Annotated in this window: 14 protein-coding genes; 3 read left to right on the top strand and 11 right to left on the bottom strand. The window is 62.3% G+C overall.

What is annotated here, in order from left to right:
• Positions 1-72 precede the first annotated feature (72 nt).
• The 8 genes from ACF8K2_RS14240 to ACF8K2_RS14205 all read right to left on the bottom strand — a co-directional run bounded on the left by ACF8K2_RS14240 (position 73) and on the right by ACF8K2_RS14205 (position 12,337).
• On the bottom strand, positions 73-846 hold the full coding sequence (locus ACF8K2_RS14240) for an enoyl-CoA hydratase (protein WP_392465368.1): 774 nt from the start codon (positions 844-846) through the stop codon (positions 73-75).
• A gap of 13 nt (positions 847-859) precedes the next feature.
• Complete coding sequence (locus tag ACF8K2_RS14235; RefSeq protein WP_186555758.1) at positions 860-1,987, bottom strand: acyl-CoA dehydrogenase; 1,128 nt, start codon at positions 1,985-1,987, stop codon at positions 860-862.
• A gap of 8 nt (positions 1,988-1,995) precedes the next feature.
• Entirely contained in the window at positions 1,996-3,189 is a 1,194-nt protein-coding gene (locus ACF8K2_RS14230; protein ID WP_392465366.1) for an acetyl-CoA C-acyltransferase, read from the bottom strand.
• A gap of 12 nt (positions 3,190-3,201) precedes the next feature.
• Positions 3,202-3,969, bottom strand: coding sequence for an SDR family NAD(P)-dependent oxidoreductase (locus tag ACF8K2_RS14225; protein ID WP_186555756.1), 768 nt, complete (start codon positions 3,967-3,969; stop codon positions 3,202-3,204).
• Between the two features lie 13 nt (positions 3,970-3,982).
• Positions 3,983-5,629, bottom strand: a complete 1,647-nt coding sequence (locus ACF8K2_RS14220; RefSeq protein WP_392465363.1) for an acyl-CoA synthetase — start codon at positions 5,627-5,629, stop codon at positions 3,983-3,985.
• A gap of 128 nt (positions 5,630-5,757) precedes the next feature.
• Positions 5,758-10,302, bottom strand: coding sequence for an NEL-type E3 ubiquitin ligase domain-containing protein (locus ACF8K2_RS14215; RefSeq protein ID WP_392465361.1), 4,545 nt, complete (start codon positions 10,300-10,302; stop codon positions 5,758-5,760).
• Between the two features lie 76 nt (positions 10,303-10,378).
• The gene (locus ACF8K2_RS14210) at positions 10,379-11,404 is read right to left on the bottom strand and encodes an AraC family transcriptional regulator (protein WP_392465380.1); all 1,026 of its coding nucleotides are present in this window, start codon (positions 11,402-11,404) and stop codon (positions 10,379-10,381) included.
• A 69-nt stretch (positions 11,405-11,473) separates the two neighbouring features.
• Positions 11,474-12,337, bottom strand: coding sequence for a LysR substrate-binding domain-containing protein (locus ACF8K2_RS14205; RefSeq protein WP_392465358.1), 864 nt, complete (start codon positions 12,335-12,337; stop codon positions 11,474-11,476).
• A 132-nt stretch (positions 12,338-12,469) separates the two neighbouring features.
• Between ACF8K2_RS14205 and ACF8K2_RS14200 the strand changes: the two genes are divergently transcribed.
• Both ACF8K2_RS14200 and phnX read left to right on the top strand, forming a co-directional pair.
• A complete protein-coding gene (locus ACF8K2_RS14200) occupies positions 12,470-13,576 on the top strand; it encodes a 2-aminoethylphosphonate--pyruvate transaminase (protein WP_392465356.1) in 1,107 nt (368 codons plus the stop codon).
• Positions 13,577-13,607: 31 nt separating this feature from the next.
• The gene (gene phnX, locus ACF8K2_RS14195; protein WP_392465355.1) at positions 13,608-14,435 is read left to right on the top strand and encodes a phosphonoacetaldehyde hydrolase; all 828 of its coding nucleotides are present in this window, start codon (positions 13,608-13,610) and stop codon (positions 14,433-14,435) included.
• 107 nt (positions 14,436-14,542) lie between these two features.
• On the opposite strand, the gene ACF8K2_RS14190 is transcribed toward phnX, so the two are convergent.
• On the bottom strand, positions 14,543-15,103 hold the full coding sequence (locus tag ACF8K2_RS14190; protein WP_392465353.1) for an NADPH-dependent FMN reductase: 561 nt from the start codon (positions 15,101-15,103) through the stop codon (positions 14,543-14,545).
• A 157-nt stretch (positions 15,104-15,260) separates the two neighbouring features.
• Between ACF8K2_RS14190 and ACF8K2_RS14185 the strand changes: the two genes are divergently transcribed.
• A complete protein-coding gene (locus ACF8K2_RS14185) occupies positions 15,261-15,479 on the top strand; it encodes a hypothetical protein (RefSeq protein ID WP_186555749.1) in 219 nt (72 codons plus the stop codon).
• Here ACF8K2_RS14185 and ACF8K2_RS14180 read toward each other — a convergent pair.
• Positions 15,463-17,724 (bottom strand): Orn/Lys/Arg decarboxylase N-terminal domain-containing protein, encoded by a 2,262-nt coding sequence (locus ACF8K2_RS14180; protein ID WP_392465352.1) that lies wholly within the window; start codon positions 17,722-17,724, stop codon positions 15,463-15,465. The two genes, ACF8K2_RS14185 and ACF8K2_RS14180, sit on opposite strands and share 17 nt — an antisense overlap.
• A 75-nt stretch (positions 17,725-17,799) precedes the next feature.
• Entirely contained in the window at positions 17,800-18,543 is a 744-nt protein-coding gene (gene dnaQ / locus ACF8K2_RS14175) for a DNA polymerase III subunit epsilon (protein ID WP_392465351.1), read from the bottom strand.
• Positions 18,544-18,547 lie beyond the last annotated feature (4 nt).

The raw sequence follows: 18,547 nt of genomic DNA, 5'->3' as shown, positions 1-18,547 counted from the left end.
GTTACGGCCAGTCCGCGCCCGGCCCCCCGGCCAGAAGACGGGGGCGCTGGCCGACCGTGCAATTGCATGACATCAGCGATCTTTAAACTGCGCCTCGCGCTTGGCAACGAAGGCCGCCATGCCTTCCTTCTGGTCTTCGGTGGCGAAGGCTGCGTGGAACACCCGGCGCTCGAAGCGCACACCTTCGCTCAAGGTCACTTCGAAGGCGCGGTTGACGCTTTCCTTGACCATCATGCTGACCGGGATCGATTTGCTGGCGATGGTCGCGGCCACCTTCAAGGCTTCTTCCAGCAGTTCGGCCTGTGGTACCACCCGAGCCACCAAGCCAGCGCGCTCGGCCTCTTCAGCACCCATCAGGCGACCGGTCAGGCACAACTCCATGGCCTTGGCCTTGCCCACCGCACGGGTCAGGCGCTGGGTGCCGCCCATACCCGGCAACACGCCGAGATTGACTTCCGGCTGACCGAACCTGGCGTTGTCAGCGGCCAGGATGAAATCGCACATCATCGCCAGTTCGCAGCCGCCGCCCAAGGCAAAGCCAGCTACCGCGGCGATGATCGGCTTGCGCCGGTTGGCAATGCGATCGGCGTCGCTGAACAGGTCATCGACATAGATCTGCGGGTAGGTAAGGTCGGCCATTTCCTTGATGTCGGCGCCAGCGGCGAACGCCTTGGCCGAGCCGGTCAGCACCACGCAGCCGATGTTCGGATCCTTCTCCAGCTGGTCCAGCGCCTGGTTGATCTCACTGACGATCTGCGCGTTCAGTGCGTTCAACGCCTGCGGACGGTTGAGGGTGATCAGGCCGACTTTGCCGTGGATATCCAACAGGATGGTTTCAAATGACATGCAGGCTGCTCCTTCAAAGATTGCGCGCAATGACCATGCGCTGAATGTCGCTGGTGCCTTCGTAGATCTGGCAAACCCGCACATCGCGGTAGATGCGCTCCAGCGGGAAGTCGCTCAGATAGCCATAACCGCCCAGCGTCTGCAAGGCATCCGAACAGACCTTTTCAGCCATTTCCGAGGCGAACAGCTTGGCCATCGAGGCTTCTACCAGCGCTGGGCGCCCGGCATCGCGCAAGGCCGCAGCGTGCAGCACCATCTGCCGGGCGACGGCAATGCGCGTGGCCATGTCGGCCAAGCGGAAGGCGACCGCCTGGTGCTCGATCAATTTTTTGCCGAAGCTCTGGCGCTCGTTGGCGTAATCACGCGCCACCTCGAATGCGGCGCGGGCCATGCCGACCGATTGCGAGGCGATACCGATGCGCCCTCCCTCCAGGTTGGCCAGGGCGATCTTGTAGCCCTCGCCCTCCTCGCCCAAGCGATTGGCCAACGGTACGCGCACATCATCGAAGACGATCTGGCAGGTATCGGAGGCGTGCTGACCGAGTTTGTCTTCAACCCGCGCCACCTGATAACCGGGTGAGTCGGTGGGCACGATGAACGCGCTGATGCCACGTTTGCCCGCTTCAGGATCGGTAACGGCGAAGACGATCACCACCCCGGCGTTCTGCCCGGAGGTGATGAACTGCTTGCTGCCGTTGAGCACGTAGTGCTCGCCATCGCGCCGCGCCCGCGTCTTCAGGCTGCTGGCGTCGGAGCCGGCCTGCGGCTCGGTGAGGGCGAACGCGCCGAGCATCGCGCCACTGGCCAGCGGCGCGAGGAACTGCTGCTTTTGCTGCTCTGTGCCAAATTTGAGAATCGGTACGCAGCCCACCGAGTTGTGCACACTCATGATGGTCGAGCAGGCGCCATCGCCCGCAGCGATCTCTTCCAAGGCCATGGCATAGGCAACATAACCGGTGTCGCTGCCGCCATATTGCTCAGGCACCAGCATGCCAAACAGGCCCAGCCCGGCCATCTCGTCAATCGCCTCGCGGGGGAAGCGATGCTCCTTGTCCCATTGCTCGGCGAAAGGCTTCAGACGCTCCTGGGCAAAATCACGTACAGCGTCGGCAATCTGTTGTTGTTCGTCAGTGACCAGCATGTTTCACCTCAGTACAGGCATTCGACCGCGATGGCGGTCGCTTCACCGCCGCCGATGCAGATCGCCGCGATGCCACGGCGCAGGTTGTTCTGGCGCAGCGCCGACAGCAGGGTGACTAGGATGCGCGCACCAGACGCGCCAATCGGGTGGCCCAGGGCGCACGCGCCGCCATGGATATTGACCTTGGCGGGCGGCAGGTCCAGGTCCTTCATGGCCGCCAGGGTGACCACGGCGAAGGCTTCGTTGATCTCGAACAGATCGACCTCGGCCAGGGTCCAGCCGGTGCGCTTGATCAGCTTGTCGATGGCCCCGATTGGCGCGGTGGGGAACAGCGCCGGGGTGTCGGCAAAGGCCGCATGGCCATGGATCACCGCCAGCGGTTTGAGGCCACGTTGTTCAGCCTGAGAGCGGCGCATCAGCACCAATGCTGCGGCGCCATCGGAAATCGAACTGGAGTTGGCCGCAGTGACCGTACCGCCTTCGCGGAACGCCGGACGCAGTTGCGCAATTTTGTCCAGGCGCGCCTTGGGCGGCTGCTCGTCATCACTAACCAAACGTTTTTCCTTGCCCTCAGTGACTTCCACTGGAACGATTTCAGCAGCGAAACGACCATTCTGGATAGCCTGTTGAGCGCGGGTCAGCGACTCGATGGCAAAGGCATCCTGCACTTGCCGGCTGAACCCAGCACTTTGCGCGCAATCCTCGGCGAAGGTGCCCATCAGCCGGCCTTTGTCGTAGGCGTCTTCCAGGCCATCGAGGAACATGTGGTCGATGATCTTGCCGTGCCCCATGCGATAGCCACCGCGGGCCTTGTCCAGCAGGTACGGGGCATTGCTCATGCTTTCCATGCCGCCTGCCACCACCACCTCGGCGCTGCCTGCCAGCAGCAGATCATGAGCCATGATCGCCGCCTGCATGCCTGAGCCGCACATCTTGTTCAAGGTGGTGCAAGTAGTACCTTTATCCAGGCCTGCGCCCAGTGCCGCCTGGCGCGCCGGCGCCTGGCCGAGGCCTGCCGGCAGCACGCAACCGAACAGCACCTGCTCGACGCTGGCGGCATCGATGCCAGCGCGCTCGACAGCGGCCCGAATCGCCGCAGCACCCAGCTGCGGCGCGCTCAGGCTTTTCAGATCGCCCTGCAGGCCACCCATGGGCGTGCGCACGGCACTGACGATAACAATCGGATCGTTGGCGAGGGTCATGAGCAATTCTCCTTACTTGGCAGCCATGCGCAGGGCACCGTCGAGGCGGATCACCTCGCCGTTGAGCATGCTGTTTTCAATGATGTGGCGAGCTAGCGCTGCGTATTCGTCAGGGCGGCCCAGGCGTGGCGGGAACGGCACTCCGGCGGCCAGCGAGTCGCGTACTTCCTGGGTCATGCCGGCCATCATCGGGGTTTCGAAGATGCCCGGGGCGATGGTCATCACGCGGATGCCAAAGCGCGCCAGCTCGCGCGCCGCTGGCAGGGTCAGGCTGGCGATGGCACCCTTGGAGGCGGCGTAGGCGGCCTGGCCGATCTGGCCGTCATAGGCGGCAATCGAGGCGGTGTTGATAATCACCCCGCGCTCGCCATCTTCACCCGCCTCGCCCTCGGCCATGGCCGCAGCAGCCAGGCGCAGCAGGTTGAAGCTGCCAATCAGATTGACGTTGATCACCTTGGCGAAGCTGTCCAGGCCATGCGGCCCGTGCTTACCGAGAACCTTCTCGGCACCGACGATCCCGGCGCAATTGATCAACCCGTGGAGGCTGCCAAAGGCGCTGACGGCAGCGTCCACCGCAGCCTTGGCGGCCTGTTCGTCGCTGATGTCGGCGACCGCGTAGCGCGCCTGCTCACCCAGCGCCTGGGCCTTGGCCGCTACCGCTTCGGCGTTGAGGTCGACCAGCATTACCTTGGCGCCGGCTTCGATCAGCATCTGTGCGGTCGCCGCGCCCAGCCCGGAAGCTGCGCCGCTGACGATGAAGTGTTTGTTGGCAATGTGCATGATGAGGTTTCCTTCAGGCGCTGGCGGTTGCTGCCAGGGCTGCTTGTTGTTTGGCGATTTCCTGGTTGCGCAGGATGAAGCGTTGCAGCTTGCCGCTCGGGGTCTTGGGCAGCTCGCTGACGAATTCGATTTCACGCGGGTAGGCATGGGCATACAGGCGCTGGCGCACGTGCTGGCGCAGGGTCTCTTCCAGTTCAGGGCTACCCTGCACGCCGCTGGCCAGCACCACGAAAGCCTTGATCAGCTCGGTGCGCTCCGGGTCGGGCTTACCAACCACTGCGGCCTCGATCACTGCCGGGTGTTCGATCAGCGCGCTCTCGACATCGAACGGACCCACCCGATAACCGGAAGTGGTGATGACATCGTCACTGCGCCCGACGAAGCTGATACTGCCGTCAGTGTTGAACTCGACCGTGTCGCCACTGAGGTAGTACTTGCCCACGAAACTTTTGGTCGGCAAGCCGTGATAGCCGCCGAACCAGCACAACGGCGATTGCTCGCGGTCCACCGCAAGGATCCCGGGGACACCGGCCGGCAGTTCGTTGTGTTGCTCATCGAGCACAACGATGCGATGGCCGGGAATGGCAAAACCTGCCGAGCCCAGGTGCACCGGATGGGCCAGGCCATGGTGGTTGCACAGGACCATACCCAGTTCAGTCTGCCCGTAGTGATCGTGAATGGTCACGCCCAGCTCATCGGCAAACCAGCGGATAACCTCCGGATTAAGCGGCTCGCCAGCACTGCTGACCACCCGCAGACGACCCTTGATCGGCGCTGAGAACTCGCGCCCAGCGGCGATCAGCAAGCGATAAGCGGTGGGCGAGCCCGCCAGGTTGGTGATGCCGAGCTTGTTGATGATCCGCGCACAGCTCTCGACGCTGAACGGCCCATCATAGAAGGTGGTGGCGTGGCCCAGCGCCAGCGGCCCGGTGACCGCGTAATACAGTCCGTAAGCCCAGCCTGGGTCAGCCAGGTTCCAGAAGTTATCCTCAGGGCGCAGCTCGATGGCATCGCGCATGTAGCCTTGGAAGGCAACGATGGCGCGCAGCGGCACCTCCAGCGGCTTGGCCGGGCCGGTGGTGCCGGAAGTGAACATCAACAGAAACGGATCATCGCCACTGCGCAGCACCGGCTCGCACTCCGGCTCGGCCGACGCCAGCAGTTGCTGGAAATCAGCATCGCCGGCACGCGCATTGACGCTGATGATCGACGGGCAGTCAGCCACCTCATCGAGTTTGGCCCGGTTGTTGGCATCGGTGATGACCACCTTGGCCTGCGACTGCTGCAGTCGGTGCTCGATCGCCTTGGGCCCGAACGCGGTGAACAGTGGCTGATAGACAGCGCCCAGGCGCCAGGTGGCCAGAATCGTGATCAGTAGTTCAGGGGTGCGAGGCATCAGCCCTGCGACCCGGTCACCGGCAATAACGCCCTTGGCTTTGAGCACATTGGCAAAGCGCGCAGCCTGCGCCTGCAGTTGCTCGAAACTAAAGCGCTGGCCACGGCCATCGCGGTCTTCGTAGACCAGGGCGAGCGTGTTGCTGCCGGTGTGTCGATCACAGCATTCAACACAGGCATTGAGGGCGTTCAGATTGCCGTGCAAGGCCGCCTCTGCGGCCTTGGCGTGTTCGAACGAACGGACGGCCTCGGCATAATCGCGCATCGTCAGACTCCTGGTTTCTTATTGTTGGAGTAGCACCATCGGTCTGACGATGTTGTCGCCGCAAGAGCAGAGCGGCAATGGCCAAACCGCTCAATCAAGATGAGCGGTTTGGCCGTTACAGGGATCATTCAATTGGCGGGGTGCCAGGTTCTCATTATTTCGCGGGTCAATCGCAGGGCCAGGTCGGCTTGCGCCTGCCTGAACGCACTGGCGATCTCATTGCTGCGGGTCAACAGCTCACCCTCGGGCAGATCTCCCAGGGCTTCCAGTTGATCTTGGGCGCGCGTGGCGACACCTTCGAACTGGGCTGGACGGGTACGGCGCAAGTAATCGATCCAGAAATCGCGCTGAGCGACATCGGTCACCAGCGCGTCGGTCGCAGAGGACCATCTCACCTGGGCGGCTGCATTGCCCAATTGCTGCTGCGTTACCCCGGCAAGCGCTTCAAATTGCATGGTGCGCGGCTGCCCCGGCAGGCTCAAGGTACGGTGCAGACCAACCCGGTATGCCAAGCTGACTTCAATTTCATCCACCAGAGCCCGAGCCCGCACTGCAGCGTCAACTTCGGCCAAACCGGCGTTGCGTAACCTATCGGTTTCCAGGGTTATCCGCCGCTCGATATCCAGATGGGCAATTCGCTCGACTTCATCCAGGCGAAACAAGCCACGCGCCAATTCCAGCAGTGATTGTTGTTCGTTAGCCGTGCCCGCTTGCGCGATCAGCATGCGGATCTCCAGCCTACTGAAACAGGAAATCAAGCGGTCCACGCATCCCCGCGCGGCCGCCAGTTCGAACACTTCGGCACGCAACAAGCGGTTGTCGCTGGTCGCTGCAATCAGGTCCCATACGCGTCGACCCAAGTCGTGCTGGGCATGCTGAAAATCACTGGTATCCATCAACTGCTCAAGCATTCGGAAGAATTCTTCACTGTTGGGCTCGGCCTGTAATGCATCCCATTGCTCAGCCCGTGCAGCTCTGGCCCCGTCTTGCACCAGCGCGAGCCATGCTTGCCTGGCGGGCGGGCGTTCCTCAACGGGCGATTCCGGCTCAACCGGCGACTGGCCAGGAGCATATAGACGATCGCGAATATGCGACGATAGCGGGTTGTTACGCAGCTCCAAGGCACGTCGAGTACCTAGGGGCGCCGTGAGCAAGCTTTCCGGGATTTGTGCGATCTGGTTGTCGCGCATATCGGCCAGCTCCAGCAAGCCGCACCATTCCAATCCACCAGGTACTGCCTGCAGATTTGTCTGGCGCAACCCGAGGTTGCGAAGGCGTGACCACTGACGAAACTGCAGACTGATCGAGCCCAGTGGGTTGAAGCTCAAGTCCAGCGTTTGCAATCGATGCAGATCAACCAAGGCGTTGGCTGCGGTCTGGGTCATGCGAATCCGATTGCGCGCCAGGCGCAGATCGAGCAGATCATTCAACTGGCCGACTTCATCAGGCACCAGGGTGAGCCTGTTATCGCTGAGGTTGAGCAACCGCAAGCGAGAAAAACAGCGTAAGAATCCCTCTGGAACGGCTTCAAGATTCAATCCAACCAGGGCCAGGTCAGTAATGTGACCAAAGTCTGCGTTGCCAGGCAGCGTCGGCAGACTCCCGATATCGAAGCCTATCAGGCTCAAGCGCAAGCCGGCCAATTGCCCTGTTGCTGTTAGCAAACGGGGGCCTTCAAGGCGCCAGCTACGGCGCAGCTCATCAGCGACATGGCGGCGCCTGGCAGCCAAGTTCGCGGCTCGTCCTTGCACCACCCAATTCTCCAGCGACTCGTCAAGCAGCCGGTACTCCTGAAACTGCTGAGTCAGATTGATATAAGCCGTTTCGGGATTGTCCAGCAACAGTGTCACGAAACGGTCCAGTTCCCGGTCGTTGAACCCCGGATAAAGGGTCCGGGCAGCACTCATCAGAAAACGCCTGGATGGGTGCCGGCCCTGGCCACGCCCACTAAGCGGGTAACCAACGCGACCATCGGCGAATCGACGCAGCGGGTTATACCAAGGCTTGATCTCAGGCAGCTCAAGCAGTTGGGCCAATGCCAGGTTGCCTGAGGGCAGCCAACGACGCAGGTCGCCGATGATTCGTTCGCTGGCGTCGGCGCCAAGCCATTGCAGACGACTGAGATCGGACTCCGACAGACACATGGCCAAAACCTGCGGCAAGCCGCGTGGATCAGGCAGATCGATCGGTAGCTCACGCCCTTGCAGGTCATAGCAGCGGAAAACGCCAAAGCGCCTGACCAAGACTGCGCTGATCTTCTGCGGGTCCTTATCTGGGTACAGCCGCGCCAACACCGCCCCAGAATCAGAGCCTTCACGCAGTTCAAGATCAGCCGCGCCCGTCAGCGCTCCATACTGGCGCAGCAAGGCGAAGGCTAACTGCACCGTGCCCGCCTGATAGCTGCCCTTGAGGTACAAACCTTCGCGCATACGTGTCAGCTGCGCCAGTTGCAAGTGCGAGCGGGCCTGCTCGGCGACCGCCAGGGGAATACGCTTCTCGTTGAGCATCCGCTGACGTTGAACATCGTTGGCCAACTTCAGTACATCCAGCGCATAAGCGTCTGGCAACGTCTTGAAGTCCCGCTGGATCAGCGCCAGCAAGGGGTCGTCTGGCAAGTACCGACGTGAGAGATGCGCGAACAGTTGCTCGCGTAGCTCAGGAACATTCTCTAGGAAGGTCGCTCGTTGCTGATCGATTGACAACGTGTCGATACCCATCCTGTTGCTGCACCAACCAAACAACTCAAGATCATCTTCGCGACCTTTGGCCAACTGCGCGAAGAACGCCTCCAACCGCTCATCTACGGCAAATCGCTCGAGGGTGTCACGCAATGCGACTGGCAGTGCTCGCCCTTCCACGAGCAAGCCGCGCAGATAAGCCTCATCTACATCAGCCACCTTCAGGATCTGAGCAACACGCTCGGCCGGCAGGCTGACAGTTGCTGGCCACAAGCGCCCCAGCAGCAGGCCTGCCCCCTGCCACTCCAGTGGTGGTTCGACCGACAACCGCCAGCAGCGCTCCCCGTTGAATTCCAGCGTCGGCCCAAAGCTGGCCTCACGCAGGGGGTGGCACAACTGCCAGACACTGCGTCCCGGCACAGCCCTGACCCTGTAGTAAGTCTCGCCGTTGCGCCACCAATGACCTGTGCCGTTGGCTAGCAAGCCGTTGTCGAGTTCGACCAGGTCAGCAGGGGGTGAGCGGTCGGCAAAAGGGCTTAGATCGCCAGACCATAGCCGTGCCTGACCCGCGTCGTTCTCAATCGGCAACAGTTGATCGACAACCGAGCTGCGCCTGAATGCTCGGGCAGCTAGGGCTGCACCGCTCGCTACAGCAGTCGCAACGACCACTGTTTCGGCAACTCCAAGCAAGTGTTCGATAGCTTCATGTTGATGGCCCTCGCTCCAGTCCCAGACACCTTCACAGACCTGCGAAAGGGTTTGCCCGACCAGGTCAGCCGTCAGCAACGCGCCAATTGCCGGAACGAACAAACCGGCCAGATTGAGGAGGGTCAGCCCAGCCGATTCCAAGGTCTGTACCTGCTCGGCAGTAGCACGGGCATCGATCTGCGCCGTCGGTACCGCAAGGAATCGCGCATTGTCACGGATGCGTTGCACGTGCTGATTGGCCAGAGCCTGCAACAAAGGGTCGTGAATCACCTCGCAGGTTGCAGTGGCATCGCTCTGTGAATCGGCCAGACGCAGACGCAGCAATCCAAGGTAGCCAGCCCGATCAGCCAGTGCCACGCGCTGATTGAACCTGCGTTGGTAACCCGGCTCTCGTAACAGTCTGCCCAAGGCCAGACTGGCTTCTCTCCAGTTGCGATAGGCGCGTAGCGATTGCTGGTGATCGCCGGGAAGGTAGAGGATTACTCCTCGGACATTGACCCGCGGCAAGCGACCGGGAATGGGCACTATTGCCTGCAATTCGAATGCGAGGGCACCTTCGATGCAAACCCCCAGGACATGCAGCGCACCGGCATGAACCCTGTCACTTTGCGCGTGAGTCGCTGGCTGGCCGTTGGCAACCCGCCGCAACATGTCCAGATCAGCAGGCTGCAGTTGCCTTTTCAACGCTGCGATTTCAGTCGCCAAAGCCAGTTGCAGGCGCTTGTCCTCAGTCAGCGTAGTCAGCAAGGCTGGGCTGAGGATCGTATCCAGATGCTGCTGATACTGCCTGCCAACATCCACGCGGCGACACAGACTCACTAACTGCGCGCTGTCGCTGGTCAGTACCTGTTCTGCCTGACCGCTCGCCGGATCGGCGGGAATGACCAGGGCGGTCTGCGAGAAAAACGGCTCGCCCTGCTTGAAGTTCTGCAGGAAGGCCTGGAGAGCAGGCGTGCGTACGAAGTATGAGCTGTGTTCCTGAGGGCCAGATGTATCTGCGCGCAGTCGGCGCCGCTCCTCACGCCACTGGGCATTGCTCAGGTCGACCGACAAGGACATCGACGAGAGCAGCGCCTTGGCCAGCAGGGGCTTGGCGAAGCTGTCCAGCGGCTGCAAGCCGGCGAGCGCCTGCTGGACCAGCTGCTGGCTGCGAACATGCTGTTCGAAGCTGCTGCGCAGCGCCTGAAACTGATTGAAACTGGCGTTCTTCAGCCAGTCTGGAAGCGAATGCGCAATGAATGCATCGGTTGCCTGTTGCAGTTGGGTATCGGTGTTGTTCTGTTCCATGATCAGCACTGTTCGATTGATGAGCCACCTAGAGTGCGGTGCTTCAACAGCCTCGATCAGCCGGAAAGCGCACCGCCTAGGGCAGCTCGTCCCCACGGCTATGGACCAGGTTCCGATAGTGCCCAGGGTTGCAGCCGAACCACTTGCGAAACGCCTTGTAGAACGAGCTGCTATCAGCGAAGCCAAGCCGCTCGGCGATGTCCCCCAAGCTCGGCTCGGCCTGTGCTAGCCAAGCTATCGCCAGTTCTCGACGCACGCTGTCTTTGAGACCCTGATAGGTCTGCCCTTCCTCAGCCAGACGCCGACGCAAGGTTGCACTGGACAAGCACAAGTGCCGGGCCAGGCTACCTGCATCTGGCCATTGCGTCGGGTCCAGGCCCAGCAGATCAGCACGGATGCGCCTGGCCAAGCTGGCTGGGTCGCGGTACTTGACCAGGATATTGCCTGGGGCCTCGGCCAAGAAACGCTGCAGCTCCTGCGTCGAGCGCTTGATGGGCAGCTCCAGGCAGTCGGCGGCGATGATCATGCGCGTGCGTGGCCGACCAAATTGCAGGTTTTCCGAGAACATCACCCGATAATCATCGCAAAACGGCGGCTCGGCGCAGCGCAGGTCGACTGCCAGGATCGCAATGCGCCGCCCGGCCAGCCAGCAGGCAACGCCGTGCACGATCATCCAGAAGGTGAAATAGGTAAATGCCCGGCGCGGCTGCTCGCACGGTTCATTGATCACGATCTCGGCCAGGCTCTGCTGGCGCACCAGGCTCGGTTGCAGGTCGTCGAGCATCAACGAAAGAAAACCCAAGGCAATCTCCAGCCCCGCTCCCAGGCTCGGCTGGGCCATCGCCGCGCGGGTCATGAAGGCCAGGCTGCCATTGGGCAAACCGCGCCGGTCCATGGCGAAGAACTCATCGTTGCAGCGCCGCGCCAATAGCCGCCAGAGCCTTGCATAAGCTTGCGCAGAAACCCGCGCCTCAGGCAGCTCCAGCTGCGCCGGGTCGATGCCGGCACGCAGCAGCACGCCGGTGTCGGGCTGGCCCGCCGGGCAGGTCTGCAACAGGGCTTCGCGCACCAGTTGCATGGAGATGGTGTCTTTCTCGCTCATCGGCCGTCCAGCGCCAGGTTGCTCGGTGTCGGCCATCTTAGGCCGCTGCGCGGTATTCGTCAGCATGGCTCAAAGATCTATGGCCAGCCCCAGGAAGGCCTGGATCAAGCGCAGCTCGCGGCGCCGTTCCAGGCAACCGATCATATGCCGGTTGATCAGCCCCGGCCCGCTGATCGGCCGCGCCACCACCCGTGGGTCGTGGGCCACTTCAACCGACGAGACGATACCAATGCCAAGCTCGGCGGCGACCGCCTCGGTGACCGCCTCGCGGCTGTCCAGTTCGAGCAGCACTCGCGGGCTGACCTTGGCCTCGCCACAGGCCTGATCGAAGGTGCGCCGGGTGATCGAGCTGGGTTCGCGCAGCACCATGATCTGCCGATCGAGATCGGCCAAGGGCAGCTCGCCCTGATCGTCGGCCCACGGGTGACCGACCGGCAACAGCGCGCACAGGCGTGAGTCGCCCAGGCTTTGCAGGTACAAGCCCTTGCGCGGCTCGACCTCGGTCAGTACTGCCACGTCGGCATGCTCCGAAAGCAGCGCCGCCAAGGTTTCCTGGGCATTGCCCAGGCGCAGGTTGACGGTGATACCAGGGTAGCGGGCACGCAGCTGGGCGAGCATCGGCATCACCCGGTGCGGCCCATCGGCGGCAACCTCCAACCGTCCGGTCAGCAACTGGCGATTGGCTTCGAGCATCGCCTGCGCCTCTTCCGCCAGGCCGAACATGGCCCGCGTGATGGCTGCCAGGCGCGTGCCCTCTTCGGTCAGCTCGACCCGGCGCGCGGTCCGTCGCAGCAAGGTGATCTGGTAGTGCTCTTCCAGGGCTTTGACGTGTCCGGTCACTGCTGGCTGGCTGATGAACAAACGGGCGGCGGCGCGGGTGAAGCTGCCTTCGCGGGCGACAGCATCGAATGCACGGAGCTGGAACAGGTTCATATCTATCGGCCTGACTTATGGCTGGCATAACGACAAACAATTTGATTGATGGCAAGGCCAATTGCAACCTAGCACCCGTAGTTTCAGCACCACTTTTCGGCTGACCACCTGCTGCTTGCGAGGAACTTCGGTATGAGTAACGCCCCGATCCTGCTGACCCCCGGCCCACTGACCACCTCCGCCCGTACCCGCCAAGCCATGCTGGTGGACTGGGGCTCCTGGGACCGCGACTTCAATCAACTGACTGCCAGTGTCTGCGAGCAGCTCCTGGCAATCCTCGACGCCAGCGCCAGCCACCACTGCGTGCCGCTGCAAGGCAGCGGCACCTTCGCCGTGGAAGCCGCCATCGGCACCCTGGTGCCACGTGACGGCAAGGTCCTGGTACTGATCAATGGCGCCTATGGCCAGCGCCTGGCCAAGATCTGCAAAGTGCTGGGGCGCAACTTCAGCACCTTCGAGACCGCCGAAGACCAACCGACCACCGCCGAAGACGTCGAGCGCCTGCTGGCAGCCGATGCGGCCGTGACCCATGTGGCACTGATCCACTGCGAGACCAGCACCGGCATCCTCAACCCGCTGCCCGAGATCGCACAAGTCGTGAAACGCCACGGCAAGCGCTTGATCATCGACGCCATGAGTTCCTTCGGCGCGCTGCCGATCGATGCGCGTCAGGTGCCGTTCGAAGCGCTGATCGCCGCCTCCGGCAAGTGCCTGGAAGGCGTACCGGGGATGGGCTTCGTGTTTGCCGAGAAGAGTGCCCTGGCTGACGCCGAAGGCAACGCCCATTCGCTGGCCATGGACCTCTACGACCAGCACAGTTACATGGCCAAGACTGGCCAATGGCGCTTCACCCCACCGACTCACGTGGTAGCCGCCCTGCACGAAGCCTTGCAGCAATACGACGAAGAAGGCGGCCTGCCGGCGCGTCATCAGCGCTACTCGGACAACTGCCAGACCCTGCTCGAGGGCATGGCGGCGATCGGCCTGAAGAGCTTCCTGCCGGCTGAAATCCAGGCGCCGATCATCGTCACCTTCCACGCTCCCAACGACCCGCGCTATCAGTTCAAGGACTTCTACGAGCGGGTCAAGGCCAAGGGTTTCATCCTCTACCCAGGCAAGCTGACCCAGGTCGAAACCTTCCGTGTCGGCTGCATCGGCGTGGTTGGCGCAGACGGCATGCAGGCCGCCGTCGATGCCGTGGCCCAAGTGCTGCGGGAAATGGAAGTGCTGGACATCTGACTTCGCCCCTACCTTTGAAGGATTACAGGACATGAACTACAGCAACCCTACCCGCCTGCAAGCCGCCATCCTTGACTGGGCTGGCACCGTGGTCGACTTCGGCTCCTTCGCGCCAACCCAGATCTTCGTCGAGGCCTTTGCCGAGTTCGATGTCGAGGTGTCCATCGAAGAGGCCCGTGGCCCAATGGGCATGGGCAAGTGGGACCACATTCGCACCCTGTGCGACCAGCCGGCGATTGCCGAGCGCTATCGCAAGGTGTTTGGCCGCACCCCGACAGATGATGATGTCACAGCCATCTACAACCGCTTCATGCCGCTGCAGATCGAGAAGATCGCCGTGCACTCGGCGCTGATCCCAGGGGCGCTAGAGACCCTGACCGGGCTGCGCCAGGATGGCCTGAAGATCGGTTCGTGCTCGGGTTATCCGAAAGTGGTGATGGACAAGGTCGTGGAGCTGGCCAAGCAAAACGGCTATGTCGCCGACCACGTGGTGGCCACCGATGAGACCCCCAACGGCCGCCCCTGGCCGGCCCAGGCCCTGGCCAACGTGATCGCGCTGGGCATCGATGATGTGGCGGCGTGCGTAAAAGTCGACGACACCGTGCCGGGGATTCTCGAAGGTCGCCGCGCCGGCATGTGGACCGTGGCGCTGGTGTGCTCGGGCAATGCCCTGGGGCTGACCTGGGAAGGCTACCAGGCCCTTAGTGCCGAGAAGCTCGAAAGTGAGCGCAAGCGCATTCATGCGCTGTTCGAAGGCTCGCGCCCGCACTACCTGATCGACACGATCAATGACTTGCCAGAGGTGATTGCCGACATCAACCGGCGCTTGGCCAAGGGTGAGACGCCGCAGGCATTTTGATTATGTGCTGGCAGAGATGACGCTATCGCGGGGCAAGCCCGCTCCCACGCCACGCCTCAGGCATGAGGTAATTGGCGTGGGAGCGGGCTTGCCCCGCGATCAACGACTCACACGGCCCGATTGAGCTTCACCCAGGCAGTAAACTTATCGATAAACGCCTGCAAGAATGGCCGAGTCTTGTCATTGAGCTTGCCAGACTCTTCGAACAAGCTCGCCGCCCCACCGATATACGCCTCGGGCATCTGCATGCACGGCATATCGAGAAACACCAGCGACTGACGCACTGCATGGTTGGCGCCAAACCCGCCAATCGCCCCCGGCGAGACGCTCACCACCGCCGTTGGCTTACCCCCCCAGGCGCTCTGGCCATACGGCCGCGAGCCCACGTCAATGGCATTTTTCAGGCAACCCGGCACCGAGCGGTTGTACTCCGGGGTGACGAACAGCACTGCATCGCTACGGCGGATCTCGTCGCGAAAGCGCTTCCACGCATCCGGCGCGCCGCTGGCCTCGACATCCTCGTTGTACAGGGGCAGGTCGCCGATCTCGACGATCTTCAGGGCAAGGCTGGAGGACGCCAGCTCACTCAAGGCCCGGGCCACCTTGCGGTTGTAGGATTCCTTGCGCAAGCTGCCGACCACGACTGCTACCGAAAACACCTGGCTCATAGCGATTTACACCCTCTGCTGGCTGATGGACCTAGTAGTTATAGATGACCGTTCCTCGGCGCCGAGGTTTTTTTCCCCTTGATAGAAAACTTCCCAAGGGTTTCACTGGTCTACGTCTGCAGACATTTCCTACATTTTTCAGAGGTTTCCCCCCAAAATGGCAGCAGTACTGGTCGGCCAATTCCACGCCCGTGACGCCGAAGGCCGTATCTACCCCGTCCATGAGTTCCAGGAGTCGACCCTCCAGGCCGATGGCAGCGTGCTTGGCGCGCCGATCAGCAGCTATCGCCTAGCCATCGGTGACCGGGTCAACCACCTGGGTGAGGACCGTTTCGAACTGGCGCAAAGCGGCGTGGAAATCATCCGCATTCCTTGACGCAGTCGACCGTGTAGATGCGCCCTTGGCCACAGTCTTCGCTTTGCAGGCCGTGCACATCGGCGACAAAACCGGGGAAGCCCTGGTCGAACGCGCGGGCGAAGGCCAGGTAATCGAGGATCGAGCGCGTCGCTTCGGTGAAGCGCTCGCCTGGCATGATCAACGGGATACCAGGCGGATAGGGCACCAGCATCACCGCCGAGATCCGCCCTATCAACGCTTCGACCGGCACTGCCTCGACCGCCCCGCGCACCAGATGGTCATAGGCCAGCGCCGGGCTGATGGCCACGTCCGGCAAACGGGTAAACAGGCGCTTGAGCTGCTTGGCCGTGGCATTGCTGCGATAACACTCGTGCAACTGGCCGCACAGATCACGTAGGCCCAATCCCTGATAACGCATCGGCGCCTGCGCCACCACGCTCGGCAGGCTGACGCTCAAGGGGCTGTTCGCGTCATAGTGGCGCTTGAACTCCAGCAACTCGGTTAGCAAAGTGCTCCATTTGCCCTTGGTGATGCCCATCGAGAACAGCACCAGAAAGCTGTACAGTCCGGTCTTTTCCACCACCAGCCCACGCTCCCAGAGAAACTTGCTCACCACCGCCGCCGGAATGCCGTGCGCACCCAGCGCGCCACCAGCCGTCAGCCCAGGCATGACCAGGGTGACTTTGAGCGGATCGAGCAACACGTAGTCCTGCTCGACCTCGCCAAAGCCATGCCAGGGCGCACCGGGCTGCAACAGCCAATCCTGGGCGGTAATGTGCTGGCTGCCCTCGGCACGCTCCGGCTGCCAGATGCTGAACCACCAGTCATCGGCAGCGATATGCTCGCGCAGGTTGGCCAGGGCGCGGCGAAAGCTCAGCGCCTCGTCGAACATCTCCTGCAGCAGCGAGCGTCCGGCGGGGCCTTCCATCATCGCCGAGGCGACGTCCAGCGAAGCCAGGATGCTGTACTGCGGCGAGGTAGAGATGTGCATCATGAACGCTTCATTGAAGCGGTCGCGGTCGAGCTGGCGCGTGGCGCCGTCCTGCACATGAATCATCGACGCCTGGCTGAAGGCGGCCAACAACTTGTGGGTCGAATGGGTGCTGAACAGCAGCGGGCTGTCGGTGCTGCGCGGCGTACCCATGGCATAACGGCCGGCAAAAAACTCATGAAAGGCAGCATAGGCGAACCAGGCTTCGTCAAAATGCAGCACTTCGACGCTATTACCCAAAGCCTGCTTGATCATCCCGGCGTGATAGCACAGCCCGTCGTAGGTCGAGTTGGTCACCACTGCCAGCTTGATCCGCGCCGGTCGGCCTGTGGCCAGCGGGTTGGCGGCGATCTTGGCCTGGATCGACTCAGCGCTGAACTCACTCAACGGAATCGGCCCGATGATGCCGAGTTCGTTGCGCTCGGGGCACAGGTAAATGGGAATGGCGCCGGTCATGATGATCGCGTGCACCACTGACTTGTGACAGTTGCGGTCGACCAGCACCAGGTCGTCACGGCCGACCATCGAATGCCAGACGATCTTGTTGGCCGTCGAGGTGCCGTTGATCACGAAGAAGGTGTGATCGGCGCCGAAATTGCGCGCCGCCCGTGCTTCAGCCTCGGCCAACGGGCCGGTGTGATCGAGCAAGGATCCCAGCTCGGGCACCGATACCGACAGGTCGGAGCGCAGCGTGTTTTCGCCGAAGAACTGGTGGAATGCCTGCCCCACCGGGCTCTTGCGATAGGCCACACCGCCGCCGTGGCCGGGGGTGTGCCAGGAGTAGTTCGATTGCGCGGTGTGCTGCACCAATGCCTTGAAAAACGGCGGCAGCAGGCCATCGAGGTAGTTGTGCGCAGCCCGCGCGACCTGGCGGGCGAGAAACGGCACGGTGTCTTCGAACAGGTAAAGAATGCCGCGCAGCTGGTTGAGCTCGCTCATCGCCTCGGCGGGGGCGTTCTCCAGGGTGACCTGCTCGCCGAGGGCGAAGATCGGCAGGTTGGGCGCCCGCAGATGCGCCAGGCTGATCAGCTCGGCCATGTTCTGCAACAGATGAGTGTTGTCGCCGACCCCTTCAGCGGCGATCAGCATGCAGGCCAAGCCATGATGGGTAGCGGCGACCAGGCGCGCTTCGGCGTGGTCGGCGGCGGCCAGGATGGTGAAGCCGTCCTGGGCCAATTCAGCGGCGATGGCACGCACACGCTCGCCGGCGACGCTGTCAGCCTTGATCGCCCTGTGAACGATCAGGATCGGGAACTGCAGGTCCTTGTACATGGGCAACCACCTGGGCAGAACTGCTGGGTTCTTTCAGGGTAGAAGCTGGTTGCTCAGTGTGCTGTCGGTATGTGATCAGCTCTCGGTGAGGGTCTGCCACAACGCCGGCCCACCCGCCGACTTGGCCACTGCTGCCAGACGCTCGGCATGCGCTTCCAACTCTTCAGCCGAGGCCATGATGATCCGCCCAGGCTGGCGTCCGACGATACGGCGAATCTCACTGCCAGTGCTGTTGCCACCCTCTTCACCGTCAGCGCCATGCCCAGCCAGCGACAGGCTGGTCTGCCCACCGGTCATCGCCAGGTAAACGTCCGCCAACAACTCGGAGTCGAGCAAAGCGCCGTGCAGTTCACGGCCGGAGTTGTCGATACCGTAGCGTTTGCACAAGGCATCGAGGCTGTTGCGCTGGCCCGGATGGCGCGCACGCGCCAGCATCAGGGTGTCGAGAATGCCGCAGTGCTTGGAGATGTCTGCGCGGTCGTGCTGACCGAGCATGGCGAACTCGTTGTTGATGAAGCCAACGTCGAACGCCGCGTTATGGATGACCAGCTGGGCACCCTGGATAAACTCGAAGAACTCCTCGGCCACGTCGGCAAAACGTGGTTTGCCAACCAAGAATGCATCGGTGATGCCGTGCACGCCAATCGCGCCTTCGTCACTCTCGCGGTCGGGCTGCAGATAGACGTGGAAGTGCCGCCCGGTCAGGCGCCGGCCCATGACTTCGACACAACCGATCTCGATGATCCGATGCCCCTCACTGACCGGCATGCCGGTCGTTTCGGTATCGAGGACGACGAATCTGCTGTTCTGCTGCTCCACGCGG

The organism is Pseudomonas sp. xss_2, assembly GCF_043104195.1.
Taxonomy (GTDB): domain Bacteria; phylum Pseudomonadota; class Gammaproteobacteria; order Pseudomonadales; family Pseudomonadaceae; genus Aquipseudomonas; species Aquipseudomonas urmiensis.
This window is presented reverse-complemented; position numbering and strand designations above follow the sequence as displayed.